Annotated in this window: 34 protein-coding genes; 8 read left to right on the top strand and 26 right to left on the bottom strand. The window is 40.3% G+C overall.

Annotated features, from left to right (window positions below):
- Positions 1-6: 6 nt before the first annotated feature.
- Together INF28_RS06665 and INF28_RS06660 are read right to left on the bottom strand one after the other, a co-directional pair.
- Positions 7-552, bottom strand: a complete 546-nt coding sequence (locus tag INF28_RS06665) for a hypothetical protein (RefSeq protein ID WP_226392686.1) — start codon at positions 550-552, stop codon at positions 7-9.
- A complete protein-coding gene (locus INF28_RS06660) occupies positions 549-863 on the bottom strand; it encodes a hypothetical protein (protein WP_226392685.1) in 315 nt (104 codons plus the stop codon). Before INF28_RS06660 ends, INF28_RS06665 begins: the two co-directional genes overlap by 4 nt.
- 204 nt (positions 864-1067) lie before the next feature.
- Between INF28_RS06660 and INF28_RS06655 the strand changes: the two genes are divergently transcribed.
- Positions 1068-1379 (top strand): helix-turn-helix domain-containing protein, encoded by a 312-nt coding sequence (locus INF28_RS06655; protein ID WP_226392684.1) that lies wholly within the window; start codon positions 1068-1070, stop codon positions 1377-1379.
- Positions 1380-1526: 147 nt separating this feature from the next.
- On the opposite strand, the gene INF28_RS06650 is transcribed toward INF28_RS06655, so the two are convergent.
- Together INF28_RS06650 and INF28_RS06645 are read right to left on the bottom strand one after the other, a co-directional pair.
- On the bottom strand, positions 1527-1958 hold the full coding sequence (locus tag INF28_RS06650) for a hypothetical protein (protein WP_226392683.1): 432 nt from the start codon (positions 1956-1958) through the stop codon (positions 1527-1529).
- A gap of 141 nt (positions 1959-2099) precedes the next feature.
- Positions 2100-2432, bottom strand: coding sequence for a HEPN domain-containing protein (locus INF28_RS06645; RefSeq protein ID WP_226392682.1), 333 nt, complete (start codon positions 2430-2432; stop codon positions 2100-2102).
- Between the two features lie 239 nt (positions 2433-2671).
- Here INF28_RS06645 and INF28_RS06640 point away from each other — a divergent pair, with 239 nt between their 5' ends.
- Together INF28_RS06640 and INF28_RS06635 are read left to right on the top strand one after the other, a co-directional pair.
- The gene (locus INF28_RS06640) at positions 2672-3553 is read left to right on the top strand and encodes a rolling circle replication-associated protein (protein WP_226392681.1); all 882 of its coding nucleotides are present in this window, start codon (positions 2672-2674) and stop codon (positions 3551-3553) included.
- A gap of 59 nt (positions 3554-3612) precedes the next feature.
- Positions 3613-3801: a hypothetical protein gene (locus INF28_RS06635; RefSeq protein ID WP_226392680.1), complete on the top strand. Its 189-nt coding sequence runs from the start codon at positions 3613-3615 to the stop codon at positions 3799-3801.
- Between the two features lie 16 nt (positions 3802-3817).
- Here the strand turns inward: INF28_RS06635 and INF28_RS06630 are convergent, their stop codons facing one another.
- From INF28_RS06630 to INF28_RS06595, 8 genes are all read right to left on the bottom strand, one after another.
- A complete protein-coding gene (locus tag INF28_RS06630; protein WP_226392679.1) occupies positions 3818-4327 on the bottom strand; it encodes a hypothetical protein in 510 nt (169 codons plus the stop codon).
- Positions 4314-5204: a hypothetical protein gene (locus INF28_RS06625; RefSeq protein ID WP_226392678.1), complete on the bottom strand. Its 891-nt coding sequence runs from the start codon at positions 5202-5204 to the stop codon at positions 4314-4316. The genes INF28_RS06630 and INF28_RS06625 overlap by 14 nt, the downstream gene beginning before the upstream one ends.
- 11 nt (positions 5205-5215) lie before the next feature.
- Positions 5216-5617, bottom strand: coding sequence for a hypothetical protein (locus tag INF28_RS06620; RefSeq protein ID WP_226392677.1), 402 nt, complete (start codon positions 5615-5617; stop codon positions 5216-5218).
- Positions 5618-5652: 35 nt separating this feature from the next.
- A complete protein-coding gene (locus tag INF28_RS06615) occupies positions 5653-6138 on the bottom strand; it encodes a helix-turn-helix domain-containing protein (protein WP_226392676.1) in 486 nt (161 codons plus the stop codon).
- A gap of 32 nt (positions 6139-6170) precedes the next feature.
- Positions 6171-6602, bottom strand: coding sequence for a sigma-70 family RNA polymerase sigma factor (locus INF28_RS06610; RefSeq protein WP_404815151.1), 432 nt, complete (start codon positions 6600-6602; stop codon positions 6171-6173).
- A gap of 205 nt (positions 6603-6807) precedes the next feature.
- Positions 6808-7311: an ECF transporter S component gene (locus INF28_RS06605; protein WP_226392675.1), complete on the bottom strand. Its 504-nt coding sequence runs from the start codon at positions 7309-7311 to the stop codon at positions 6808-6810.
- A gap of 84 nt (positions 7312-7395) precedes the next feature.
- Positions 7396-8745: a peptidoglycan-binding protein gene (locus tag INF28_RS06600; RefSeq protein ID WP_226392674.1), complete on the bottom strand. Its 1350-nt coding sequence runs from the start codon at positions 8743-8745 to the stop codon at positions 7396-7398.
- Between the two features lie 15 nt (positions 8746-8760).
- Positions 8761-9255: a hypothetical protein gene (locus tag INF28_RS06595; protein ID WP_226392673.1), complete on the bottom strand. Its 495-nt coding sequence runs from the start codon at positions 9253-9255 to the stop codon at positions 8761-8763.
- A gap of 115 nt (positions 9256-9370) precedes the next feature.
- Between INF28_RS06595 and INF28_RS06590 the strand changes: the two genes are divergently transcribed.
- From INF28_RS06590 to INF28_RS06570, 5 genes are all read left to right on the top strand, one after another.
- Positions 9371-9511: a hypothetical protein gene (locus INF28_RS06590; RefSeq protein ID WP_226392672.1), complete on the top strand. Its 141-nt coding sequence runs from the start codon at positions 9371-9373 to the stop codon at positions 9509-9511.
- 26 nt (positions 9512-9537) lie between these two features.
- Entirely contained in the window at positions 9538-9759 is a 222-nt protein-coding gene (locus tag INF28_RS06585; RefSeq protein ID WP_226392671.1) for a hypothetical protein, read from the top strand.
- A gap of 146 nt (positions 9760-9905) precedes the next feature.
- Positions 9906-10148: a DUF6514 family protein gene (locus tag INF28_RS06580; protein WP_226392670.1), complete on the top strand. Its 243-nt coding sequence runs from the start codon at positions 9906-9908 to the stop codon at positions 10146-10148.
- 106 nt (positions 10149-10254) lie between these two features.
- On the top strand, positions 10255-11661 hold the full coding sequence (gene uxaC / locus INF28_RS06575) for a glucuronate isomerase (protein WP_226392669.1): 1407 nt from the start codon (positions 10255-10257) through the stop codon (positions 11659-11661).
- Between the two features lie 24 nt (positions 11662-11685).
- Positions 11686-12714 carry a sugar kinase gene (locus INF28_RS06570; protein WP_226392668.1) on the top strand — a complete coding sequence of 343 codons (1029 nt, stop codon included), beginning with the start codon at positions 11686-11688 and terminating at the stop codon, positions 12712-12714.
- Positions 12715-12771: 57 nt separating this feature from the next.
- Here the strand turns inward: INF28_RS06570 and INF28_RS06565 are convergent, their stop codons facing one another.
- The 14 genes from INF28_RS06565 to INF28_RS06500 form a co-directional block, all read right to left on the bottom strand.
- On the bottom strand, positions 12772-13434 hold the full coding sequence (locus tag INF28_RS06565; protein WP_226392667.1) for a V-type ATP synthase subunit D: 663 nt from the start codon (positions 13432-13434) through the stop codon (positions 12772-12774).
- Entirely contained in the window at positions 13415-14809 is a 1395-nt protein-coding gene (locus tag INF28_RS06560; RefSeq protein WP_226392666.1) for a V-type ATP synthase subunit B, read from the bottom strand. Before INF28_RS06560 ends, INF28_RS06565 begins: the two co-directional genes overlap by 20 nt.
- Entirely contained in the window at positions 14809-16575 is a 1767-nt protein-coding gene (locus INF28_RS06555) for a V-type ATP synthase subunit A (protein WP_226392665.1), read from the bottom strand. The genes INF28_RS06560 and INF28_RS06555 overlap by 1 nt, the downstream gene beginning before the upstream one ends.
- Positions 16576-16601: 26 nt before the next feature.
- Positions 16602-16919, bottom strand: coding sequence for a V-type ATP synthase subunit F (locus INF28_RS06550; RefSeq protein WP_226392664.1), 318 nt, complete (start codon positions 16917-16919; stop codon positions 16602-16604).
- Entirely contained in the window at positions 16912-17874 is a 963-nt protein-coding gene (locus INF28_RS06545) for a V-type ATPase subunit (RefSeq protein WP_226392663.1), read from the bottom strand. The genes INF28_RS06550 and INF28_RS06545 overlap by 8 nt, the downstream gene beginning before the upstream one ends.
- Positions 17871-18467 (bottom strand): V-type ATP synthase subunit E, encoded by a 597-nt coding sequence (locus tag INF28_RS06540; protein ID WP_226392662.1) that lies wholly within the window; start codon positions 18465-18467, stop codon positions 17871-17873. The genes INF28_RS06545 and INF28_RS06540 overlap by 4 nt, the downstream gene beginning before the upstream one ends.
- A 36-nt stretch (positions 18468-18503) precedes the next feature.
- Positions 18504-18986: a V-type ATP synthase subunit K gene (locus INF28_RS06535; protein WP_226392661.1), complete on the bottom strand. Its 483-nt coding sequence runs from the start codon at positions 18984-18986 to the stop codon at positions 18504-18506.
- A gap of 2 nt (positions 18987-18988) precedes the next feature.
- Positions 18989-21022 carry a V-type ATP synthase subunit I gene (locus tag INF28_RS06530; RefSeq protein WP_226392660.1) on the bottom strand — a complete coding sequence of 678 codons (2034 nt, stop codon included), beginning with the start codon at positions 21020-21022 and terminating at the stop codon, positions 18989-18991.
- Between the two features lie 49 nt (positions 21023-21071).
- Complete coding sequence (locus tag INF28_RS06525) at positions 21072-21380, bottom strand: SPFH domain-containing protein (protein ID WP_226392659.1); 309 nt, start codon at positions 21378-21380, stop codon at positions 21072-21074.
- Between the two features lie 562 nt (positions 21381-21942).
- Complete coding sequence (locus INF28_RS06520) at positions 21943-23517, bottom strand: DUF6056 family protein (protein ID WP_226392658.1); 1575 nt, start codon at positions 23515-23517, stop codon at positions 21943-21945.
- Positions 23517-23888: a RidA family protein gene (locus tag INF28_RS06515; RefSeq protein WP_226392657.1), complete on the bottom strand. Its 372-nt coding sequence runs from the start codon at positions 23886-23888 to the stop codon at positions 23517-23519. Before INF28_RS06515 ends, INF28_RS06520 begins: the two co-directional genes overlap by 1 nt.
- 72 nt (positions 23889-23960) lie before the next feature.
- Entirely contained in the window at positions 23961-25532 is a 1572-nt protein-coding gene (locus INF28_RS06510) for an amidohydrolase (RefSeq protein WP_226392656.1), read from the bottom strand.
- A 57-nt stretch (positions 25533-25589) separates the two neighbouring features.
- The gene (gene rlmH / locus INF28_RS06505; RefSeq protein ID WP_226392708.1) at positions 25590-26069 is read right to left on the bottom strand and encodes a 23S rRNA (pseudouridine(1915)-N(3))-methyltransferase RlmH; all 480 of its coding nucleotides are present in this window, start codon (positions 26067-26069) and stop codon (positions 25590-25592) included.
- Positions 26070-26135: 66 nt separating this feature from the next.
- Positions 26136-26828 carry a response regulator gene (locus INF28_RS06500; protein ID WP_226392655.1) on the bottom strand — a complete coding sequence of 231 codons (693 nt, stop codon included), beginning with the start codon at positions 26826-26828 and terminating at the stop codon, positions 26136-26138.
- Between the last annotated feature and the right edge of the window lie 14 nt (positions 26829-26842).

Here is a 26842-nt window from a genome sequence, read left to right as displayed (position 1 = left end):
ATCATGTTAAATTTTAACCGTTTCAGATTCTTCTCTTGTGCCTATATATCCACACTTATTACACTTATATGTTATCCTGTAGTGCCTTTCTACAGCAGGGGCATCTACTTCCATTTCATAAGTTTCTGGATAACCACCTACAACCCGTCCGCCCTCATGTCTTGTCCGTTCAATTTTTCGTCTTTCTCTAATGGTTGTTTGAAATTCACCTATTAAATCCCTGCTAATATCTTCTAAACATTTTTTTCTTTGACATGCGGGACAAAATGAAGTGTTTTTAAAAAAACCTATAAGAAAATAAATTGCTCCGAAGACAATTAAACATATGGCTACAACAAATAAAGGAGAAATGATAATACCTACAAAAAGGCCAATAATCCCTATAATAACCATTAAACTGCCTATAGCCAAATGTCTGTCATGTTCGCTTTTTACCATTTCATTTCTTTGGCTGCGTTCTTCTATCGTCATCAATTCGTCATCAAGGGATTTAAGGCATTTGTTACATAATGTACCATCTTTTATCTCTTTTTTACAAATACGACAGTTCATAATTCAATCCCCTTTCTTAAAAGATTTCTCATATCTTCCATATCTCTATACTCCTGCCGAACTACCGTTTCCCCACACCGTTTGCATAGGAAGGTTACTTCATAATAAGTGCGGACAACGGGAATACCTTTACCATATCCACGTTTTAGCATTCTCCGTTTTTTCATCGTCAAATTACAACTCCCTGTTTCCTCTCGTTTGACTTCCGACAGAGAACACCACGACCTACAAAGAGGACATTCAATATCAAAAATCTTTGGTACAGCATGTAGCGCAGCAAGACCGAGTATGGCTATAGTGCTTGATTTCATGCGAATTCACCTCCTTCAAGAAATGAATTCGGCTGGTAATTACAATTTCCTGCTTTTTTCAAATGTTATTTTATAGGATAAAACCATGTAACCATAATATCATTATAATGTAATTCTATATAATTGTCAAGTTATAACATCTAAATGATAAAGAAACATCATTTTGACTATAATAAAATTATTGTATAGAGATGAGGTGATGTCATGGCAAAGGAATTGTTTTTGTTATCCGAAAAAATTAAAACCATTCGTGAACAACTTGGAATGACTCAAGCAGAACTTGCTCGAAAACTGGGGCTGACCCGCTCCAGTATTAACGGTTGGGAAATGGGCTTGTCTGTTCCGTCTACTCAATACATTGTTGAACTGGCAAAGCTATTCAATGTTTCAACCGATTATCTGCTCGGCATGGAACATGGAGCAGTATTAAATATAGATGATTTGTCGGAAAAGGAAGTGTCTGTTTTAATTGATGTAGCTAATTGCTTTCGTGGAAAACAGACGAATGATGAATAATCCTTAATTTGTCCTCTAAACCGTCTGTTACTCACATGCGGCAACCTGTCCGCTGAAATAAAATAAAAAGTCCTATAAGTCATTTGTACGCTTACAGGACTGTATAGACACAAAATGCACCCCACTGTATAGTAGAGTGCATTTTAATTATTTATAATCTTTTGGGAAACCAGCCATTTCTCTTATTTTTTCAGCAATTTCTTCGTTGTATTCAGGATATAGTGTACAACTATACACATTATATCGCAAATATCTGGGTTCCATTTTTATGACTGGCAAATTGTCTTCTGGCTTCTTGAGCCAATTTACACTGAAACACTGGTCGTTTAAATTTTCTATATTTAATAACTTTTTATCGGTTATGATCCCAATGGCCTTGATTCTTAACTCTCGTTTTTTCATAACATAAGATTTTATGTATATAATATCTCCCTTTTCCATTTCTTGTACCATATTATATAATGCAGGCGCATTTTCTTTCGTCCAACCAATAGAAGCAACTTGATTTTTAATAAAATCCTCTATCTTATTTTTGGGTTCAGAATCATTCCAATAACTGCCCATTCCCCAAACTCTCATAGTAAATCCTCCAAATACTTTTTTATCTGCTAAATAAAATAGTCAACATTTTTTATCTGTTCTTCCACTTCAGCCTTGCTTACTACATAATAATCATCATAATCACTTTCTGTCCGTATCTGAAAAACGTCTGTGATGATATCAGACAGGACAACATCTAAATTTGCCCGTTTTAATGTACTCTTTTCTAAAATATGTAAGCAGCCCGGAGTGTTTATTGAAATTTAACTCTTCCAAAGCGAGTATGCTTCTCATGCAATGAAATACACAGTCGTAGAAACGGTTGGCATCGCCTTTACAATCAAATATTTTTGCAGATTTTAGGTGTTGTTCCGCCTGCTCTAACCAATATCGGGATGAATCCTTCTTAGCTTCCATAGACGAACACCCCATCATTGCCACATTGCGATAAAACGGCAATCTCTTTCGATGGTTGTCAAAAAACTGCTTATCTTTTGGAGCAATTGTATTCATGATACATGAGTCAATCCAATTCTGCTCCCAATACGGTTAACCTGCTTCCAATAGTTTCCCATTTCGTTCTCCGGAATATTTGTATTATATCATCATTTGTCAATATTTTCAATCCCATCTTTATTTATATTTAGTTTTAGGGTTTAACACAAAAAATGAAATCTTTTTTGACGGAATTCATATGTCAATCCGTTATATCCCTCTGTAACCTAAAAACATTTTTAGAGAGGGGATATGACATGAATGTTTATGATGAGAAAACTTTTATAGAGAGAGGAGAGTTAGTAGAACTTCACAGTCAGACACCTGCAACGGTTTATATGAATGGAAATATTGTAGAGATTGTTACCAAACGGTCTGATTCCAATAAACTCATTTATTGCCATAGACAAACTGGAAACCGTTATTACAATTCAAAAACCGGAACGTATGGTTCTTACAACAAGTACGACAAACGAATGGATTCTACTGATGGTATTCGTAAGTCTTTAACAACCCTTAGACGGATTATCAATCTTAACTTTAGCGGTGATGATTCCGAACTGTTTTTAACCCTTACTTATGCAACATGGATGAATGACACTACTAGGCTTTATGAGGATTTCAACCGTTTCAAAACCGCTTTACGCTATTATTACTCTTTTGAATATGTCTGCATTGCTGAACCGCAGGGAACCGGCTCATGGCATATGCACATTCTATTGAAACAATCGGATGGGAACGAACTATACATTCCAAAATCAATATTAGACAAATTGTGGCCGCATGGATTTGCTTTTGTGAAACGGCTTCCCTTTGTAGATAACTTCGGTGCTTACTTCTATGCCCGGCTTGCTGACGCAGACACCATAACCCCTGTTGATGATGGTCCTGTAACAAAGAGTGAGATCAAGGGGAGTAGACTACGTTTCTATCCTGCCCATTTCAGAATTTACCGTTGTTCCAGAGGAATCAAACGTCCAAAACCTGTAAAAATGAAGTATTGCGAAGCTCGGAAACTGGTACGGGACTACGAGGAAGTTGTCGGATATTCCAAGAAAATTATCCATCAGGACAGTTCAGGCGAACAAACTGTCCTAAATGTCATCAATTATGAACAATACAAAAAACCACGCTGTTAGCCATATCGTACAGGCAGTCTATCATATATTGAATTGATGGTGTGATGGGAGGTTTGTTGATGAATGTGATTATGCACTATTCTAAGGATATGTCAGATATAGAGGAATTGAAAAAACGGGTTGCTTCCGTACATATTGAGGCGGTGAACAATTACCTCAATCGTCAGAATTACCCAATGGAGCGGAAAATGGAATTGATAGAATCCTTGAAAAACTCAATAGACAAACAAAGCGGCCAGATTACCTGACCGCTTTTGTGTTTAATCATTTTTTTCGGAATGTGGCTAATTTCATAATATTTGTGAGGGTGAAGAAACTGTCTATTGTGGCGACTAATATATTAATCATTATCCAAACTTTTAATATTATATTCACACAGTCCTTACTTAATATTTTAAATGGCCAATGAATATATGGAAAATCAATATTAAATATTATTATAAACACAATTAGCAATAGATAAGCAATGAAAACAAATTTGACATCTTCTATTAATTCATTAAATGCTGACAATAGTAAATTATTAACTTTTGTTGATTTTTCAATATCTTTCTTTCCATATAGTTTATCAATAAAACTTTGGATGGTACTTAAGGAAGAGTATATAAAAGTCAAAATAGTGATTTCAATCCCTAGGATAACTCCTAAAAATGTAATACTAAATTCATCTTCGACTATTAATATATCGCTAGGTAAAACTAACGACAAAGCAACTGAAATTAAAAAAGATATAGCAACAATTACAATTACCATTATTCTTTTATTTATCTTCATTTTGCTTTCTCCTAATTAAAATTGTCTCAACGGATTCTAATGAATCAATAATTTCTTTATTAATAGAATTTTTATCGTTTGATTCTTCTAAATGTTTAATGCTTACTTTCTTAACATTGTGTTTACTACGAAATGTTCTCTTTCCATTCTTCGTCTCTGCGGTCAAGGTCCATTCGCCACCTCCACCTGACACATATTTAATTGCATTAGCCAATTTTTTGTTATCTTTATTAACGTTTTGAATTTGTGGTTTTTTATTTGTTATACCAATAGAGGTTCCTGTATTGTTATATTCTTGATTAATTTCTCTCAACATTTCATTTGTATCTATGTAGCCGCCAAATAAATTAGGCGAATTCATTTTTAATGTCAATCCATATATGCCGGTTGCCCCATCTACATAATTCCAAAAACCATCTTCATCAGAAATTTCTTCTAATTTTACTTCAAACCCCGATATTGCAAATACATCGTTAATACATTTTTCAAGTTTATTTTTAGCGGCCTCTATAGATGAAAACACATTGGTTTTAATTTCCATTAAAATAATTTGCCGCTCTGTATCAATGATAAGAAAAATGAATGGAAAGTTCGGCTCTAAAAAATCTTCAATATCTTCTTCGCCTTCTTGATATCTAGTCTCAAAACTTTCACGACTAAATTTACATATTAATATATTTTTATTAACCATCCGATTATAAAATAAAATATGTTTGCGTTTTTCTAAAGTAAAAGTTAATTTTTTCTCGCTCTCTAAACGCTTAAAAAACTTATTGACACTTTCTTTCCTTTTTTCTTCAACTATATCAAATAATGAAATTTGTTCCATCGGAATTATGAAATATCTATAACTAGCAAACGATATATTTCCTCTCATTTTATTACCCCCTATTTCAAGCTTAAGATAATCTCATCTATTAGAGTAATCAATGCTGAAATTTTATCAGTTATTTCTAAATCTTTAGGTGAACTAACCAACAAATTAACGGTACATGCTTCATTTAATTCTTTTTTGGTTTGGCTTAGTATCTTTAAAATACGTGGTAAAATCTGACTATCACCCATATTAATAGACTCAAGCTCATACCATCCTCTTTTCTTACAAACCACTTTGTCGTTATTATCAACGAGTGATTTTAGCGCACCGGTAAGCATACCTTGAGTATAGTTCTTTCCAGACGTTTTTAATACATAATTAAATATTTCTGTTCTGGAATGAGAGCCATTTGTATTGGATAAAAATTCCATTATATAATGCCGTATTTCCTCTGCATTACTTGAAAAATTCATGTAATCATCTCCTTTGAATTATAATACCAAATAATTCAAATGTTGTCAACTTTTAATTCAATTAAACTTTCAAATATTTTCTTAAATATCCTTACTTTTCCCTGTTCCCATCGTTTTACCATACCGGTTTGAACGCCCATTCTTTGAGCAAACTGGGCTTGGGTAAGATGCAGGGACTTACGGATTTTCTTCACTTGCTGTCCCTGTCCGTTGTATAAAAACAAATTATAATCGTCAAGCAATTCGGTAACAGGAACGCCGAACAGCTTGGCGATTTTTTGCATGTTTTCTATCGGGTAGTAGTCCCGTCCATATTCTTCATAACTGGAATAGGTTGCCCTATCCATCCCGACATATTCTGCAACGTCTGACTGAAACAAATTATTCTGATAGCGATAATAACGGAGCTTGTCCGACACATGCGTACAACTTTCAGGATCGGGGTGTAATAAATTGAACCGCTGGGCTTCTGTAACAGTATGGGGCGTAACGAATCGGAAGGAATGTATATACAACGGCATAATCTTTGTTCCCTTTGCTGTCCGTTTCAACATCAGATACAAATTCTGAAATTGATATAGCAACCGCCATTTTTCTGAAAAAGGAGCAAATCTTTCCCCTTCAGCCTCAAAAAGAGCCAACTTGATAGGGTCGGTTTATCTACACATCTTGCTGCATAGGTTGCAAGGCGAGTGCCTTTACTAGGATCAAAACTGGAAATTCCTTTTATCAGCCCAATGGTACCAACAGAAAGAATATCTTCATGATCTCGAACGCTACCTGTATATTTTTTTGCAATATGCGCCACAAGACGTAAATTATGCTCAATTAATTTATTTCTCGCTTCTATATCTCCCTGCTGACAACGCAGCAAACATTCCCGTTCTTCCTCCGCCGTCAACGGTTTGGGGAAAGAATGGTTTCCAGAAAGGTAAGACAGCAAAAGCGTAATCGACTGCAGGCATTGAAATAAAAACCCAAACATAAACTGCACCTCCTAAAAATTATCTTCATTCATTTTTATGCAAATTTCATCTAATTTTGCAAGTCCCAATTAAGTTTTTGCTATGCTTTTCAAGTTTGCTCTTGCTTATTTGTCTTTCTTACTGTATAATGTTATGGAATGATACATTATTTTTTCAAAGAAAAAAACGCTTTCCATAAAGAAAAGCGTCTACTTTGTATCACCACTATTTTAGTCCAATTTGATGGCTGATCTTTTGCACTATCGGAATGAAAAATGCAGATGCCACAATACTCATAAGCCACTGCACAGGTGATGAAATAAAAACAACCACAGCTGCTGCAATGCCATACATCGGCCATTCAGCCAAAAAATAACCAAAAGTTACGATTCCTAAAGCAGCTAATGCAGCCATGATCATTCTTTTGGGCTGCAATTTTCCAGAAACAATTTTACCGACCGTATAACCGATACAGCCTTTAATCACAAATGTAGGAAAAGCAAATATAGCGTATCCGCTCATCAAATCGGCTATACTATGTCCAATTGCGCCCACAGCAGCTCCGGCCCAAGGTCCCATAAAAACCGCTGCCAAATAAATGATACTATCTCCGAAGTGTACATACCCTCCAGTGCCTGTTGGAATTTGCGGAAACATTGTAAGTACAGCAGCTAAAGCCGTTAACATAGCAATACGTACAAATTTTTTTAAGCTCAATACCTGTTTCATAAGAACATCTCCTCACGCTGACACTCTCCAGTATCATTAAGGAGCTATTATAGCACCTGCCACAGGTCTTGTCAATCCCAAATACTATAATGCATCATACTGCTTTGCAATAGCATTCCATGTATTAAGACCCACAATCCCCCGGGCTGGTATACCATATTTTTTTTGAAACGCTAAAACCGCTTTTTCCGTTTCTTCGCCGAAATAGCCTGTAACTGGTATTTTAGGGATATCCGAATCGGTGTCTGCTATTTTTGTTAGATAAGACTGTAGCAACCGGATATTTTCTCCGCTCATGCCTCGGCGAAGAATTTCGCCTGGATAGACAACCGCACCGCCGACTCTATAATCGGGTGGCAATCCTTGTATTACCGTATTATAATTTTCAAGCAACGCGTTCCAGGTGGTCTCATCAACCACACCAGTTTCAGGCAACCCAGCTGATTGCTGAAAGGCTTTTACTGCATTCTGTGTAGCTGGACCAAATATTCCATCAATATTAATCGCTGGTATGTAATCATTAAATTCTGCAATAACATTTAAAAAATACTGTATTAATCTTACCCCTTCACCCCGGTCACCGAATGTTAGCGCATTTTTATACTGCCGACTTACGCTTTCCAATGTAATTCCTTCTGAATCCAATTCCGCTAATCGCTTTACCGTAGTAAAAATATAAAATATCTTATACCATGTTGCTTTACCGACAATACCATCCTGCGTTAAATTAAATATACGCTGAAACTCCTTGACCGCCGCCTCTGTTTCCAAATCAAATACACCATCAGGATACTCAATTTTAGGAATAGCCGGATAATTTTTTGCAATCCGGTTCAAATAAATTTGAATTCGGTTCACTGCTTCCCCATAACTTCCCAACCGCAGCGGAGTACCCGGATAACTCTCCGGCATATCGGCGACTGGGGCATCCGTAATGATATTGATATCCTCACCAAAATAATAAGACAAAATTTCATAAGGGGTATATCCCTGCTTTGCCAGTTCTACGGTTCCCCATTGAGAAAGACCACCAGGGCATACCGAAGTTGTCCCATTGCAATACCGCGCAAACAATGGATCAATTTTGCCCTGCCGTACAATATAATCATTAAAAATATCATCTACAATTTGACTGATATTTTCAAAAATATCCCGTCCATGAATATAAGCCTGATCATATTGGGTCGAATTTGTTATATCAAAATTATATCCGCGCGAACGATAATGTTCAGTAAAAATACGATTGAGCGCATAACTGATCTGTGCATAAATATTGGCTCGGATTGCACTTTCCGGCCACGTCGGATATATTTCACTGGAAGCAACATTTTTAATATACTGAACAAATGGAACCGTCACATTAGGTGCAGATGTATCATCAGGTGCTCCCAAATGAACCGTGATATTCTGCGGGACATAAAATGTAGCAGCCATATGTGTCCTCCTTTTCTATAAATTCGGCGTCTGTGCTTCATTGACAATGATCTTTTCCTCTGGATCAGTGCCATCAGGTAACGGTTCTAACGGTATCGGTTGAATTGAATTTACCTTGTCAAAAATTGGTACGTTTACAGCATCCTCTACATAGTATCCGGGATAAGCAACCTGAATATTATAAATGCTGTACGGTCTAACAGTACCGCCCGGATTTTGTGAATATTCAGCAGAAGGGGCAGGCAAAGGGATTTGTTCCGTCCGCCCGCTTTGATCTGTAATTGCCCTCGCAACAACGTTTCCACTGCTGTCTGTCACGGTAACTTTAGCCCCTTCTATCGGAATAGCCGCCTTGGCTAATGTAACTTGTACTAACAAATTGCCTTGACCCATATTCTCAGCTATATCCGAAAATACGGAAACACTGTCCTGGTTTTCAAAAGAAAGTTCGGGTGTTGGATTTAACTTTTGCATCAGCATCTCATTAAACTGATGATACTGTTCGTTCATATGCACCACCTCCCATAATTTATGATATGCCGCAAGCAATGCGGTGTGCCTGGACATATTAAAACGAAAGGAACAATGTTTATGAAAGAACTAAAACGTGTACGCGGCTTACATTTTGGAAAAACCGGTATTGGATCTGTTCATTGCAGTGAATGCGGACAATTATTATGTTACATCTATCAGGAACACTGTACTGACATATATTTGCACCTCATTTGCAAATGCGGGCACAGCGGTTATCTATCTTACGGAATGAATTTATTCGAAAAGAAATGTAGTGCTATGGCAGATCTTATTAACAATAATATTTACTGTGACGAATGCCACAGATTGTTGTTTTATGTCACTGATCAAGTCAGCAGTTTTGCGTTCCGAGCCCAATGCGGATGTGGGCGCTATTTTGACCGTATGTATCGCAGAAAACGGAAACTATATGATGCTCAAAAAATTTTACAAGAAAGTTTACATAATTCTTCTAAAAATACCATAAAAGAAGAGAGCTAAGCTATTTTTATTTATTTTTTGGCTTTTAATACTATGTCGAATTTTGCGTTCGATCAGGACTTGAAATTTATGGTAAATTATGCGAAAATAAGAGTGCACCGAACATGGTTAACGGTTAAAAATAAATACAAAAGGGAGTTATACAAATGAAAACAACTTATGAAGTAACAGACACGGAGGGAATACAATACACCGTTAAACTGGAAATGATACATGATGGTAACGAGTTTTATCCTTATGGTATACGGGCTTCCATTTTTCAAAACGACAGTTTAACGGAAAGCGCAGAAGCAAAAGCGCGTTTCTTGACACCAGACGAAGCACAAGCAGCAATGGAAATGCTTTGCCGGTTTCAGGTTACACCTTGTACACTTTGTGATGTTATTTAAAGGTGTTTTACCCCTGCAGCAGAAAAAAGTGTTAAATTATCATTGCTATTCCAATCATTTTGTTTTATAATATAAAACAAGTATTTAATATTTGGAGGTTATGATAATGAAACAGTTCATGGACGAAAATTTTATGCTGCAAACAGAAATGGCCGTAAAACTTTATCATGACTTTGCGGCCGATATGCCTATTTTTGATTATCATTGTCATTTAAACCCGCAGGAAATGTATGAAGACCAGCCTTTTAAAAATATTACACAGCTTTTTCTAGGTGGCGATCACTATAAATGGCGTTATATGCGCTCCTGTGGCATTGATGAAGAATATATTACGGGAAATCAGCCGGATAAGGAAAAATTCCGGGCCTTCTGTACTGCTCTACAATACGGAATCGGAAATCCTCTGTATCACTGGACACACCTGGAACTTAAGAGGTATTTTAATATTGATACTATTATACGCGAGGATACCGCAGATCAGATTTGGCAAAATGCAAACGCCAAAATACAAAATTCTTCCATGCGGCCTTCTTCTTTCATAAATGAATCTAATGTTGCGGTTATCTGCACCACAGATGATCCGATCGACTCACTCATCTGGCATAAAAAAATTCGCGAAAAAGGACATATGAAAGCGTCCGTCTTACCTGCTTTCCGGCCGGATAAAATTCTACAGCTTGAAAAACCGGATTTTCCGGTATACATTACTCATCTGGGAGAAAGCGCTGGCATCTCTATTTCCTGCTTTGAAGAGTTGATTCAAGCGATCTATTCAAGAATGGAATATTTTCATCAAATGGGCTGTCGCGTGTCCGATCACGGTCTAGAAGACATTCCTTTTGCACAAGGGGAGGCCGAGGAGATTGATACCATTTTCCAAAAAGCTTTATCTGGCGAACCGCTTAGTCCTTATCAGCAAATGCAATATAAAACGGCCATACTGACTGCATTGGGCCGTAAATACCATGAATTAGGCTGGGTAATGCAACTGCATTACGGTGCGATTCGCAACAACAATACCCGTATGTTCGAAAAGCTTGGAGCAGATACCGGATATGATTCTGTAGGAGACGCTGTCGTTGCAAAGCCTCTTTCTCGTTTACTGGATTCTCTGGAACAAGAGGGAATGCTTCCCAAGACCATTTTATATACCTTAAATCCCAAAGACAACTATGTATTAGGAACAATGCTTGGTAATTTTCAAAGCAGTGAAACTGCCGGCAAAATACAGTTTGGTTCAGGCTGGTGGTTTAATGATCAAAGGGATGGTATGGAAACGCAAATGAAAACGTTGGCCAACCTTGGGGCTTTATGTAAATTTGTAGGTATGCTAACTGATTCCCGCAGTTTTCTTTCGTATACACGACATGAATATTTCCGACGGATTCTTTGTAATCTTCTTGGAACTTGGGTAGAAAACGGTGAATTCCCAGCAGATATGGACACATTGGGAAAAATCGTCCAAGATATTTGCTTCAATAATGCTAAAAACTATTTTGGAATTAACTGCTAAGTAAACTGCGGAAGGAGAAACAAAATGAATTTTATTCAAAAGGGCAAAGAGTATGATATGATCGGATTAGGAGAAGTCATGCTCAGGCTTTCACCGCAGCGAACAGATAAGATATCCCAATCACATATTTTTGAAAAAAATGCAGGCGGTTCGGAATTTAATGTAATGTCCGGAGCGGCCATGCTTGGAATCCGAACGGCTTTAATCACCAAACTTCCAGAAAATAAGTTGGGACATTATATCCGTAACATGATTCGATACGGTGATGTTAGTGACGACCATATCGTCTACGATACTTCTCCCAAGGCTCGCCTTGGTGTCTATTATTATGAGCAAGGCGCTTATCCTCGAAAAGCATCGGTGATATATGATCGGGCAGGCTCCTCTATGACAACTTTATCCATTGACGAAATTGCACCTGATATTTATGAAAAAACATCTGTTTTTCATGTCAGCAGTATTTCTCTAGCTTTGAATGAACATTTAAAAAGCACCATACAGGAATTAATTTTACGGTTTAAAAATGCAGGGGTTTGTATTTCCTTTGATGTTAATTACCGGGCAAATCTTTGGGATGAAGAAACCGCACGTAAATGTATCGAAGGTATTTTCCCCTATGTGGATATTTTATTTGTCTCTGAAGAAACTTCGCGGAGGATGCTGCAGCGCAAAGGATCTTTGGATGAGATCATGAAGGGCTATACTTCAGAATACGGATGCAAAGTTGTAGCTACAACACAGCGCGAAGTAATCAGCCCAAGAATCCATAACTTTGGATCAAGAATTTATTATAATGGCGAATTTTATCAAGAGCCAGCTTATAAGGGCATTGAAGTAATTGATAGAATTGGCAGTGGTGATGCTTATCTTTCCGGCGCCTTATTCGGTATGATTCGTTATGACGATATGCAGAAGGCGGTGGAAATCGGCAATGCTATGGCAGCAGTTAAAAATACCGTCAGCGGTGATATGTCGGTCAGCAGCCTTCAGGAAATCGAAAGCATAATAAAAGCACATCACGCCACTGGCCGTCAAGATGAAATGAATCGATGAAAAAAAAGGCATGTTTTCGTTTGTAATGAAAACATGCCTTTTTCATTATTAAAATTTTTATGCTTGGGCTCTGCTCTGCTCGATCCGTTCCTTGATCATCATATCCTTAACCTTCATCAAACGAATCTGCGTGCTTCTTTCATTTTCATCTAATTTCATAGTAATATATTTGATTTTTTCCTGATAATCCGGAATCATTACATGTTCCAAGGCATTAACACGCCGGCGAGTTTTTTCGATTTCTGCAGCCATCATCTGGCATGCCTTTTCTTTTTCCGCTAACTCTAGCATCTGTGGAAAAATTTCTGCCAAACTTTTTACCGCATCATCAAGATCCGCGGAAGTAAAACCATATCCATATGAATAAATGTCATGTGGATTAGACGTACGGGTGTGATAGCTAAACTGTGGAATTTCTACACTCATCACATTTTTATAAGCGATATCCAGAGTAACTGACTGCTTTGGTGCCATCAGTGCAGTTTGCAGAGCAGGCTCATTCATCACAGCACTGGCAAGTACAAAATTTTGATTGGCCGCTCGGATTCCTTCCTCCACCTGCTGTCTCAACGTCATATTTTCCCGCACCATGTCCAAAAACTGCCGCATTAATTCATCTCTCTTATCTTTCAGCAATTTATGGCCCTTTAATGCAGTTACCAACTTGCGTTTTAAGCGTGTCAATTCCATTCGAGTGGGATTAACCTGCGTTGTTGCCATAGGCCCCCTCCTTATAATAACGGTCCAAATACACGTCCTTAATACGTTTTAGCTCACTTCGGGGAAGAATGGACAACAACCTCCATCCAATATCCAGGGTCTCCTCAATATCCCGGTCTGTATTATACCCTTGGGAAACGTACTCTTTTTCAAAAGCATCCGCAAATAAAGCATATTTTTTATCCATTTCGGTTAAAGCTGCTTCACCCAAAATCACCATTAATTCCTTTGCATCCTTACCTCTTGCATAAGCAGCAAACAGCTGATTTAAGGTATCTGCATGATCTTCCCGCGTTTTTCCCTGTCCTATTCCTTTATCCTTCAAACGCGACAATGACGGCAGTACATCAATCGGCGGCATAATATTTTTGCGGTAAAGTTCACGGGAAAGAATAATCTGACCTTCTGTAATATATCCGGTCAAATCAGGAATCGGGTGTGTTTTATCATCTTCCGGCATAGTCAAAATAGGAATCAGCGTGATACTTCCGTCTTTTCCCTTCTGACGTCCGGCGCGCTCATACAGCGTAGCTAAGTCTGTATACATATATCCCGGGTATCCCCGACGTCCTGGGACCTCTTTACGAGCCGCAGAAACTTCACGCAGGGCATCTGCGTAGTTGGTGATATCTGTCAAAATAACCAACACATGCATATCCTTTTCAAAGGCCAGATATTCAGCTGCGGTCAAGGCCATACGCGGTGTAGAAATACGTTCTACGGCTGGATCATTTGCCAAATTAATGAACAAAACGGTTCGATCAATGGCGCCTGTTTCCTTAAAACTGTCAATAAAATAGTTTGCCTCTTCAAACGTAATCCCCATGGCCGCAAAAACAACTGCAAAGGACTCATTGGTTCCCCGCACCTTTGCCTGACGGGCAATCTGCGCCGCCAGCTGTGCATGTGGCAAACCGCTTGCTGAAAAAATCGGCAGCTTTTGGCCGCGCACCAACGTGTTCAATCCATCAATTGCAGAAACACCAGTCTGAATAAATTCCTGCGGATAGTTTCTTGCCGTCGGATTCATTGGCAATCCATTAATATCCATCCGTTTGTCCGGCAGAATTTCTGGGCCGCCATCGGTACAGCGGCCAATTCCGTCAAAAACCCTACCCAGCATATCCTCAGATACGGCAAGCTCCATACTCCTGCCCAGAAAGCGAACCTTACTGCTTTCCGGATTAATACCGGTTGCGCTTTCAAACAGCTGCACCAAGGCATTTTCTCCATCAATTTCAAGAACTTTGCATCGGCGTTTTTCACCATTTTCAAGCTCAATTTCACCCAAATCATTATAATTTACATCTTCTACACCCCGTACCAGCATTAAAGGACCGGCAACTTCTTCAATGGTTCTGTATTCTCTTGGCATCAGTACCCCTCCTTTGGCTGTAGGTTTCCAATTTCAGTGTGAAGCTGTTTCATAATTTCTTCAAATTCTTCACGTACATTTTCTTTTTCCACATATTTAAAACGTCCGATCCGCTCTCGCACCGGAAGCGCAACCAATGCTTCTGCATCCGCGCCCTGTTTCAGTGCATCACAGCATAGATCGTAATACCCCAAAATCACCTTCATCATCAGGTACTGTTTAAACAGTGGAGTATATGTGTCTGTTTCATGAAAAGCATTCTGATGCAGAAAATCTTCCCGAATAGACCGCGCCGCTTCTAGTTTTAATCGGTCAGGAGCTGACAAAGCATCCATACCAACCAACTTGACGATTTCCTCTAACTCGGCTTCTTCCTGCAAAAGGCGCATCAATTCAGTACGCAACGCCATCCAATCTCCTTCCACATTTTGATTAAACCACGGTTCTAAGCTATCAAGATACAAAGAGTAACTATTCAGCCAGTTAATTGCTGGAAAATGTCGTTTATATGCCAAGGCGGAGTCCAAACCCCAAAACACCTTTACAATTCGTAAAGTTGCCTGTGAGACTGGTTCAGAAATATCTCCTCCAGGAGGTGAAACCGCTCCAATCACCGAAAGTGCGCCTTCACGCTGGGAGCTGCCAAGAGACATTACTCTTCCGGCACGTTCATAAAACTGTGCCAGCCGGCTTCCCAAATATGCAGGATACCCTTCTTCACCGGGCATCTCCTCTAAACGCCCGGACATTTCACGCAGTGCTTCTGCCCACCTGGAAGTAGAATCCGCCATCAATGCAACTGAATATCCCATATCCCGAAAATATTCCGCAATGGTAATTCCGGTATAAATCGAAGCTTCCCGCGCCGCAACCGGCATATCAGAGGTATTGGCGATCAAAACTGTCCGTTCCATCAGCGATTTTCCAGTTTTCGGATCTACCAACTCCGGGAATTCATTCAAAACATCTGTCATTTCATTACCGCGCTCTCCGCAGCCGATATAAACCACAATATCCGCTTCGGCCCACTTTGCAAGCTGATGCTGCACCACCGTTTTTCCACTTCCGAACGGTCCTGGAACAGCGGCAACTCCGCCTTTGGCAATAGGGAACAACGTATCAATAACTCGCTGACCGGTAACTAGCGGCATGTCCGGCGCCAATTTTCTGGCATATGGGCGGCCCACACGCACGGGCCATTTTTGTGCCAAGGTAAGCTTTACTTCTCCATTTGGCCCATCCAAAACAGCCACCGTATCATCTACGGTAAATTCACCGCTTTCAATATTTCTCACTGTACCGCAAACGCCAGGAGGAACCATGATTTTCTGTACCACAATCTCTGTTTCCTGTACAGTTCCCAGCACATCTCCCGGTTGTACTTCCTCGCCAGCTTTCTTTTCTGCATAAAATTTCCATTTTTTATCCCGGCGCAGTGCGGCAACTTCAACACCCCGCTCCAAGTTATTGCCAGCAATCCTCCGAATTTCATCCAAGGGCCGCTGAATACCATCAAACATACTGCCGATCAATCCGGGACCCAATTCCACACTTAGTGGAGCACCGGTAGATTCTACGGCTGTACCCGGTCCCAGACCGGAAGTTTCTTCATAAACCTGAATGGACGCTCTATCCCCATGAATTTCAATAATTTCTCCAATTAGTCTCTGTTCTCCCACGCGAACCACATCAAACATATTTGCATCGCGCATTCCTTCCGCAATTACCAACGGTCCAGCGACTTTTTTTATGATTCCTTTGCTCATTTTCATCACATCCTTTTCCGCTGTGGTCAGTTATGGAACAAAATGTCCGATCCAACTGCCTGTTCAACCGATTTTTTTACATTAGCAGTTCCTGCACCGGTATTTCCCCAAACACCTGGAATTAATATAACGGCAGGAACCGCCTGCATTTTTATCTTCTCTATTTCCTCAGAGATTAATGATGCCGCAGCTTCTGTAATATAAATCACACCGTATCCGCCGCCGACCAACTGGTGAAAGCACTGCCGTACTTCTTCTTCCGCTTGGACAAAAAAAGTATCAAGGCCTAAGGCCGCAAAACCATAAATACTATCACGCTCACCTATCACTGCAATATTAGCCATATAGTTCCCGCACCCTTTCCCTAATAAGATTTTCCTCCAGTTGATTTTTTTTACCTGAAAGAATCAGCCGTACAATTTTCATTTCATTTTCAACCGCAAGTAAATACGCAATAATCGGGCTTAGCGTAGAACATTTGCTTTTTTCCTGTCGGATCAATTGCATAACCTGATTATCACACCATTTTTCAAAAGCAGACATCGACTCTTTTAACGCTGCAACAGCACCGTCATACTCTGTAGAAAAAAGGCAGGTATAAACTGCTTCCAAATCCTTTGCAGCCGCCAACGCCAATGCATGAACATCCAGTCCTTCACACACAGCCAAAGCACGGTCTATAAAATCCAACGATTTTTCCGTCAAGCAGCAGCGAACCGCAATTTTAATATCTGTCAGAGCTGTTTTCAATTTTACATATTCTCTAACCAGCGGAATATCAGAATCCCTTCCCGCCTTATAGACCGACTCAAGTGCCGCACGATCCAAAATAACATCACACAGCTGTCCGTCCCGCGTTTTCAGCAGAATATCTAACGCATTTTGTCCAGCTCTTCCCATAATCGACGGCAAATCTGAAAAATCCCTTTCCTGCACGGCTTTTTGGATTTGTTTTGGAGCAATATTGCCAAAATCCATCATAAACATTTCCGCATCTTCCGATAAAATCTGAGATTTTACAGCAACCTTTAAATTATGGAAATCAATATCAGCCCGAAACATACTAAGCTGCTGTGGGGAAACGCCAAGTTCCTGCAAAAATTCCCATAGGCTTTTACGCCGCGCAGAAATCAAATTTTCGATCTTGCTATCATCTCCGGTATATCCTTTTTCTGCTAGCATCTGCACGGCATCATCATACGAAGTCGCTGTCAGCAGCTGCTCAATATCTTGCCGGTTGAGCAGTTCTGCTTCCCGCACATGTACCCTAGCTACACCATAGATATAATCTTCTTTCATTGCACCGCCTCCTCAAACAAAAGGCGACCAGCCTCATCACGGAGAGCGTCCATATTTTCTTCCAGCAAAGCCCGGAAAGTACTGTTTTCCTGTACCAATCCAATTTGCAAGATAAAACCCCCGTCTGTTTGCTTTAACGGTTCTTCGGAAATTTCCAGACCAGGATGTTGCTTTTTCAGTTCCTTTTTCAGCTCTTTGCTGATCAATTCTCCGTTTCTCGGCACAAAATATAAAATTCCTTCGGTGTCAGGCGAAATTTTTTCCAACCGCTTTAAAACAAAAAATTCGAATTCTTCGTCGGTCATCTGAAGCAGGTGTTCGTAAGCCTTTTCAATTGCCTCATGAATCAGTTCCTGCTTTTTTTTCAGCATCATCTGGCTAATTTTCCTTTGTACTGCTGACTGCGTACGTGCATACAGCTGTTCTGCAGCCGCTTCCGCTTTCTGCTCCGCTTGCTGCATACGCTTTTCTTCTTCTATCTGGGCGTTTTTCATCTTTTCTTCCGCCTCTGCCGATGCCTTCTCTATCATGTCCGCAGCTTTCTGCTCAGATTCTTTAAGGACACTGCTGATAATATTGTCTAACCCTGTCATACCATACCCTCCTTTCTGTCCGATAGAACAGGAACATTAAAGATTCAGTCCCTGAATACCAACCACGGAAAGAATGGAAACCAGAAGCGCCAAAATAGCATAGGTTTCTACCATCGCCGCAAAAATCATAGATTTACCCATTTGATCCGGGCGCTTTGCCACCAGATTAATACCCGCAATAGCCGCCCTCGCCTGGCGAATTGCCGACCACAATCCCACAAACGCCATAGGCAGGCAGGCCGCCAAATACAAAAGGCCCTTTGCTGTAGAAATCTCTACCGGCGTACCTAAAATACCAATTTGTGAAAGGACAATAAATGCAATCAAAAGGCCATAGATTCCCTGCGTGCCCGGCAAAAGCTGAAGAATTAGCACTTTACCAAATTTCTGAGGATCCTCTGTCACAACACCGGCTGCCGCTTCCCCAGCAATTCCAACTCCAATAGCCGAACCAATTCCCGCCATAAGCGCCGCCAGCGCCGCACCGATCAATGCAAAAACAATACCTAAATTTTCCATAACTAATTTTCCTCCTTAACTTGATAATATTTGGTATTTACAGCAAAGGGTGTATATTTTTCCCCGCCGCCTTCATAAAATTTTCCAAAAAACTCCACAAACTGCAATCGATTCGTATGCACATAAGCTCCAAGCAAATTAATTGCCATATTTAGCGTATGCCCAATCAAAAATACCAGTATAAAGAGAATTGCTCCCAAAATACCGCCGCCGAACATACTGCCCATTTTATTGAATACCTGTGCGATTACACCAGTGGCCAGTCCCAAGGCCAAAAGCCTCGAATAGGAAAGGATATCACTTAAATATGAGGTTACACCATATAATTCATAAAGTCCCTTGGCTATCCGTTTGGCTGGGTTTTTAGAGCTTCTGCCCGCAAATAAAATAATACCAGCTGCACCAATGCCCGCACAAACTGCGGCAGCTGTACCAACTACGGCTGGCAGCGAAAAGCTTAATCCCGCCATTTGCAAAAACATGGGAACTGTTAACAGGTAAACCACACCGCCTCCGACCAGCAGATACCAGCAGATCACATCAAAAAACGCAGAAGTATAATCTTTATGTTTTAAACACATATACAGTTTCATGGCCAATCCACCGAAAATGTGCACAATGCCCAATGCCATAGAGAATATCAGCATTCGCATTGGTTCATTGACCGGAACAAACCAAACTGCCGGTATACTAAAATCACGATGGAAAAAGGTCTGTGCTATAACAGACACCGCATCGCCAAAATAACTTCCAAACATCACACCCCAAAACGCGGTTGATATTCCGCAGTACAAAAACATAGTCAGCGTTTTTTTCATACCACTTTCCATATTCCGGTATCTATGAAGCACCAAACCACAGCCAATCACCATTAAAAGTCCATATGCCGCATCAGAAAGCATCAATCCAAATAAAACATAATAAAACACAGCCATCACACTGGTGGGATCCACTTCTCCCCGTCCAGGCATACTATAGGTTTCAAGTACCGTCTCTACCGGCGCCGCAAACGCATTATTCTTTAACAGAACAGGTGGATTATCTTCATCACTTGCAGGCTCTGTTTCCACAGCCGCGCCATAAACCGCAGACAGCTCTGCTTCCAGTTTTTGTGACTGCATATGCGGCACAAAACCAGTGATAATAAAAATACGTTTTCCCTGCCGCACTTTTTCTAGCACTTCATATTTCTCCCGGCGCATGGTATAATAATCATACAAAAAACAAAGCTTCTCTCTCTGTGTCTGATAAGATCGGATGCCTTCTTCTAATTCCTGTATCTGTTTCTTTGCCGCCGCAATTTTTTTCTGATGCCGCTCTATTCTTGCATTCGGAACCATAGAAGTAAATACCGCGGGCCGGGCAAAGCCCAATGTTCGCAATATTTGTTCTACTACTGCTTTATCCTCCATGCGGCACAATACAAAAACACAAGTTTGTTCCTGGCTCTGGCTGATAACCTGAACCTCAATAGGATATGGTTCTTTTTCCATTCCTTCATCCCGCTGAAAATGCTCCTGGTACAGCGCAAGAATGTTTTCTTTTGACTGCTGTTCCGGAAACAATCCAATTAAGGCGGCCGTTTTTTTAGTCCCTTCAAAAGTCATAGGAACATCCAGATTTCTCCATGGCAGCAAAGATACAATTTGGTTTTCCCGCCGCTGAATTTCTGCAAGAAGCTCACTTTTTGATTTTTCTGCCTGTATGATCTCTTTTGCGACATTCATACTCTGATCAACCTCTGCAGCCCTGGTATAATATTCCTCGGCAGATAACTGCTTCCGGCCTTCCAGCGAAGAAAACAATCCCTTTTTTTCCGATGCATACTGATCTAAAATCTGCAAAGCCTGTTCTGCAGCAGACGCGGCTTTATCAAATAAGCTACGTGCTTTGGCGGTATCAAGTTTTTGAAAATTTTCTTCTGAAGATTCTTCTGTAACTTCAATTACACTGCGCCGCTGCAAAGCCTCCAATATTTTTTTTCGGTTTTGCCTAGTTCCATATATGGTAACCTTGTCCATTGCAACAACTGCCATATTTTCACCCCGCTTTCTATAATGTAAAGCCTTCTTAGCAGGCACCGCTCTATTTTAAAAACGCTGCCAGTTTCTTTGCTGTATGCTCTATCTTCTGCCGCGCGGTTTTCTCCAGGTCAGCACATGCGGCCTCCGCTTCCGCAAGTTTCTCCATTTCATATGCAGAAACCTTTTCTCGGGCTTCCCTATGTTTTATATCTTTCATTTCCTGAATTTTTTTCTCATTTTCTTCTTGCATTTCGCGGATTTTATCCTCCGCAATAGCCCGAATATGCACTGCTTCCATTTTTGCTTTCTGTTCTATTTCATCCGCTTCGTTTTCCACACCACGCACTCGCTCTATTGTTTCTTTTGCCATATCCTCACCCCTTTCTTTCCACACTAAATATCCATTTTTATCCTTCCCACTTTTATGTACTTCATGCATCTTCTAACTGCATACAGCGAAAAAGCTTTTATTCATTTTAGTGTACCATAGTTATCCAAAAATTACAAGAATTCTATTCTACAAAAATAAAAAAAATTTTTAAATATTTGCTAGACAAAATTTCTGTTACCTTTTCTGCCATAGAAATAAAGAGTTTCGATTTCTTAATGATTACATATGCTGAGACAGCGCAGCAATGATATTGACACATCTATCAATGCCAATTTTACCGCCGTCAAGACATAACTCATAGTTATCTGCCTGACTCCAACAGGTGTCGGTGTCTTGCATTTCCCCCTTGGGGCTCGTTACCAGCCGAGACTATAGGCTCATCGAAAATTTTTCTTACGCGAATAATGCCCCACGGCTGTTTACACAGCATTACCTTTACTATACCTGCTACTTAAATAAAAACCATTTTTCAAGATCATTTTCCACACTTAATCATGTAATCAGCAAAAAACGGCTCAGCAAAAACTGAAACCGTTTTTCTTTATGTTTCCTCTGACATGTTTTCCCACACAATTGGGAGTTCTGCCGGAAGTTCATAATACACCTTATACCACTCTTCATGATAAGCACTGTTATAAGGCAAAGACCAAGCATAAAAATCGTCCCGCATGGTATACTGTACCAAATTTTCACCGCCTTGTTGTTTGTACTGCTCAATTAACATACGGTTTTGTGCATCAATAGGTGCATTTGCCTTATATCCGGATATTGTAGGCAAAAAAAGCTGTACTGCATTTCCCATCATCACCAGGCATAGTAAAACCATAAATCCGCGGGTTTCTATTTTCCCTTTTTGAAATGGCAAATAATGCGTAACCATAAATGATGTATAAATTCCCATCAAAAAAATAGCACATAAAACCGTTCGTGGCCCGAACATAGGTGAAACCAGCATCATCAACTGAGAACCGGCCGCTAAAATAACCGCTATCAAAGGTATATAGTATTGTTCCGGTTTATAGGTGAGCATATACCAAAATAGAAAAATACCTGAAAGCAGATAATAGATAAAAATGAAAATGCATGAAAAAGTTCGGTATGCAATAATATCATCATATTCTCCTGACGCATACAGCACCAAGCCAATAACGCAAAGACCTACCAGGCACCACAGCTTGCCACACACATTTCCTACAATCCAAAACCTTGATGAAACGGTGAACACAAAAAAGATGGTTCCTGCAATGGCCATAATCTGCGGTACTTGCATATATATACCAGAAAAAAACAAGGTTCCCTGTTCCTTCACGTTAGCTACCAATAATTCTCCAAACGTCATTTCTGCTCTGCCCTGCTGTTCATCCTGAAAACGTGTCCATTGCGATGGGGCAGCAAGAACCGACAAGGCCCCTAAAACCGCAATACACAATGCGCAAAGCATGGCACGATCCACTTTTTTCTTATGCACCCACCAACTATCTGCGAGATAAAGAAAAATCAGACCTACTGTCATCATGGCATTCTGTTCCGTTGTCGCAGCAGAAAAAAAAGCCAAAATTGATAAGGCAATACTATTTCCTCTTTCTCTACGCCTTTTTTCCAACATAACCCAAGTACCCAATAAAAGGACAAAAGGAAAAACATAATTCCAGGAACCTGTTTCCCAGTATACACTCTGATTGGTAATCCTGATATCCAAATATAAAATCAAAGCTCCAAGCACTGCCGAACCGCAGAAAACCTGAGAAGGTCTTCTTCCGTTTTCCGGCAAAACACAGCACACACCAAGAAAAACGACCAGCCCCAGCATAAAACAGTTTACCACTTGCCATAAAATGGGAGGAAACTGCAAAAACAAAGCATCCAAAATATGAACAACCGCCCGGCCGTTAGACTGCATATAATGGTTTTGATGTGCCTGCCAAAACCCGCTCCAGCCCTGCATACCAAATGTACCATAAAAATAATCATCACCGTAGAGTCGAACATTCCGCATTACAAGAAATGTAAATATCGCTACGGCCGCAGCCACCAGATATGCCATATTCCAATATTTTTTTTCGGAAAGTGGCTGATCCACTGCTTGTTGAAAAGAACACATCTTCTCTTTCATCATCAAAGAACAGCAATCACTTCAACTTCTGCCAAAACGCCTTTAGGCAAAGCCTTCACAGCCACACAGGAGCGTGCCGGCTTTTCCGTAAAATATTTACCATAAATTTCATTAAAAACAGCAAAATCATTCATATCTGCCAAAAAGCAAGTGGTTTTTACGGCCTTACTAAAACTGCTCCCGCCTGCTTCCAGCAATGCACCAAGGTTTTTCATAATTTGTTCTGTCTGCCCTGCAATATCTTCCGCTTCCACTATTCCGGTAGCAGGATTAATTGCAATTTGTCCGGACGTAAATAACATCCCATTGACTGCAATAGCCTGAGAATAAGGTCCAATCGCATCTGGCGCATTCTTTGTATAAATTTTTTCCATTCTAAACTCCTCCTCGTTGTACAAATTCTACTTTTACTTTACCCTATATTTACCAAAAAGTCAAGATCCTTACTATTCTTTTTCTTTTTGATACACCGTTTTTCCATCTTTTATCGTTTCTAAAACAGCCACCTTTCTAAGCTCATCTGGAGGACAGGAAAGAGGACTACGGTCTAAAATAATCATATCCGCTTTTTTCCCCGGGGTCAATGTTCCCTTCTTTGATTCTTCAAAATAAGCAAAAGCTGCATCCTTGGTTACTGCCCTCAAGGCTTCATACGGAGTAATCGCATATTCCGCCCCAAGACAAACTTTTCCTTTTGTCATACGCCTTACAGCGCACCACATTGTCTCCAGCATATTGGGTGCTATAACCGGTGTATCCTGGTGCAGATTGCAAATAACTCCCGCCTCCATCGCCGTACGGACCGGACTGATCGCCGAAGCTCTCTGCAAGCCAAAGTTTTTCATATGCACATCTCCCCAGTAATAAACATGTGCTGGAAAAAAGGAAGCGATGATCCCTAATCTTCCCATCCGTTTCAACTGAGAACCACGTACCAACTGTGCATGAATCATAACAGGGCGAAGCCGGGCAAAATCTTCCTCCTGTTCAAACGCAGAAATTAATTGTTCTGCGGCCGCATCCCCATTACAATGTGTCAAAAGCTGCACTCCCTGTTTCACTGCCTTATGTGTATATTTTTTTACCTCCTCGTCACTATGGACAGGATAACCGTAAAAATCACTTCCAACATAAGGGGTCAGCATCCACGCTGTTCTGCCTTGAGGAGAACCATCCAAGAACAACTTATAACCTCCCCATTTTAAATGTCCGCAATAAGCCCGAAATTTTTCCTGTTCTTCCGTTTTTTCCAAGCGAACATCTGTATAGGCCACAATATCTGCAGTCAGTTCTCCTGCTTCCGCCATATTCCTCAAAAGGTTCCAGCCCGCAGCATCCGTCATACCATCCTGAATTGTAGTAATTCCATAAGAAAAATAATATTGTTCCGCCTCACGTATTCTTTTGTGCATAAGTTCTTCAGAAGGACTAGGAAGCTGGCTTCCAGCCTGCATAAATGCACCTTCCTCCAGATAACCGTTTGGACAAGAAGATCCATCCACACGGCCAATTTTTCCATTGTCCGGATCCAGTGTTTCTTCCCCTATTCTCAGACGCTTCAGCGCCGCATGATTAACCACGCCCATATGAAACGAAGTATGGGTAATCATTACTGGCCTATCAGTACTTACCTGATCCAGCAGTGCCGCATCCGGGTGTTTTCCCTCTTTTAGTACAGTATGGTCATAGCCAAAACCCATAAGCCAATCCCCATATTCTCCGCTATTTGTTTTTTGGTATTCCTGCATTCGCCGCAAAATTTCTTCAAAAGAATCCGCTCCCCGCAAGTCTATCATCCCCATGGTTCTTGCTACAGAGGTCAAATGGCTATGACCATCAATAAAACCAGGTAATAAAGCACATCCTGCCAAGTCTGTCCTTTCTGTCTGCGGATCACATTGCCTCTCCATTTCCCGCAACGTTCCAACCGCCTGGATCATTCCATCCTGAATCAAAAGCGCTTCGGTATATGTCCCGTCCATGGTTAAAATTGAGCCATTATAAAAAAGACGTTTCATGTAAACTCCTCCTTCTTTCTATTCCAAGCATTTCCGGAATATCCGCAGAATATTCTTTTATTTGTGATATTTTCCATCATGCAGAATAGTAAAAGCCCGGTAAATCTGCTCAAGAAGGATCACCCTCATCAATTGATGCGGAAAAGTCATAGGCGAAAAGCTAAGTTGAAGATCCGCTCGCCGCTTTACCATCTCACTGAGTCCCATAGAACCTCCAATAATAAAAACAAAATGATTTTTACCCTCTGTCGCTGTTTTTCGTAGCATTTCTGCTAATTTTTCAGAGGGCATCTGTTTGCCCTCTATGCAAAGAGCAATCACATAGGCGCTGTCCGGAATCCGATCCATAATCCTTCTGCCTTCCTTTTCCATAACCATCAGCTTTTCCTTTTCTGAAAGCGTTTCCGGTGCAGGCTCATCCTTCACTTCCTGTATCTCGATCCTACAGTACCTTGTCATTCTTTTTGCATACTCCTCTATTGCTGCTTTCCAATATTTTTCTTTCAGTTTCCCAACCCCAATTACCGTAATATTCAGCATGAACAATCCTCCCCAAAAGATAAAAGCCAGTCTCTGTCAGAGACCGGCTCAAGTATATCCGCATTAAACCGCAAAATAATAGCCAACACCGCGTTTGGTCATAATATGCCGAGGCTGAGATGGGTCATCCTCCACTTTTTCACGTACTCTGCGCACCGTCACATCCACTGTACGGACATCACCGTAATACTCATAATCCCATACGTATTCAAGCAGAGCCTTTCGGGAATAAATTTTATTGGGCTGTGCAGACAAAAACTTAATCAGCTCAAATTCTCTTACAGTTAAGTCAATCAATTTCCCATTTTTATAAAGCTCATAACGGTTACAGTCAAGAGTAAAGCATCCCACATTGACAATATCGTTATCCTCTTCCGTATGTGCAGGTTCCAGCTCTGTACGACGCATATTGGCTTTAATTCTCGCCATAAGCTCACGAACACTAAATGGTTTGGTAACATAATCATCAGCGCCCAACTCCAGGCCCAACACCTTATCCACTTCCTCTTCCCGCGCCGTAATCATCAAAATAGGTACCGAAGAAGTTTCACGAATTTTTTTGCACACCGAAAATCCATCCAGTTTTGGCAGCATCACATCAAGCAGAATCAGATCCGGTTCAATGTTTGCGGCCTTTAGCACCGCTTCTTCACCATCATATGCTTCATAAACTGTATATCCTTCGTTCTGAAGATTCAGCTTTAAAATATCAACAATACTTTTTTCATCGTCTACCACAAGAATTTTCTTACCCAAGATTTCCACCCCCG

Origin of the sequence: Ructibacterium gallinarum (assembly GCF_014982785.1) — a bacterium.
GTDB classification, from domain to species: domain Bacteria; phylum Bacillota; class Clostridia; order Monoglobales; family Monoglobaceae; genus Ructibacterium; species Ructibacterium gallinarum.
This window is presented reverse-complemented; position numbering and strand designations above follow the sequence as displayed.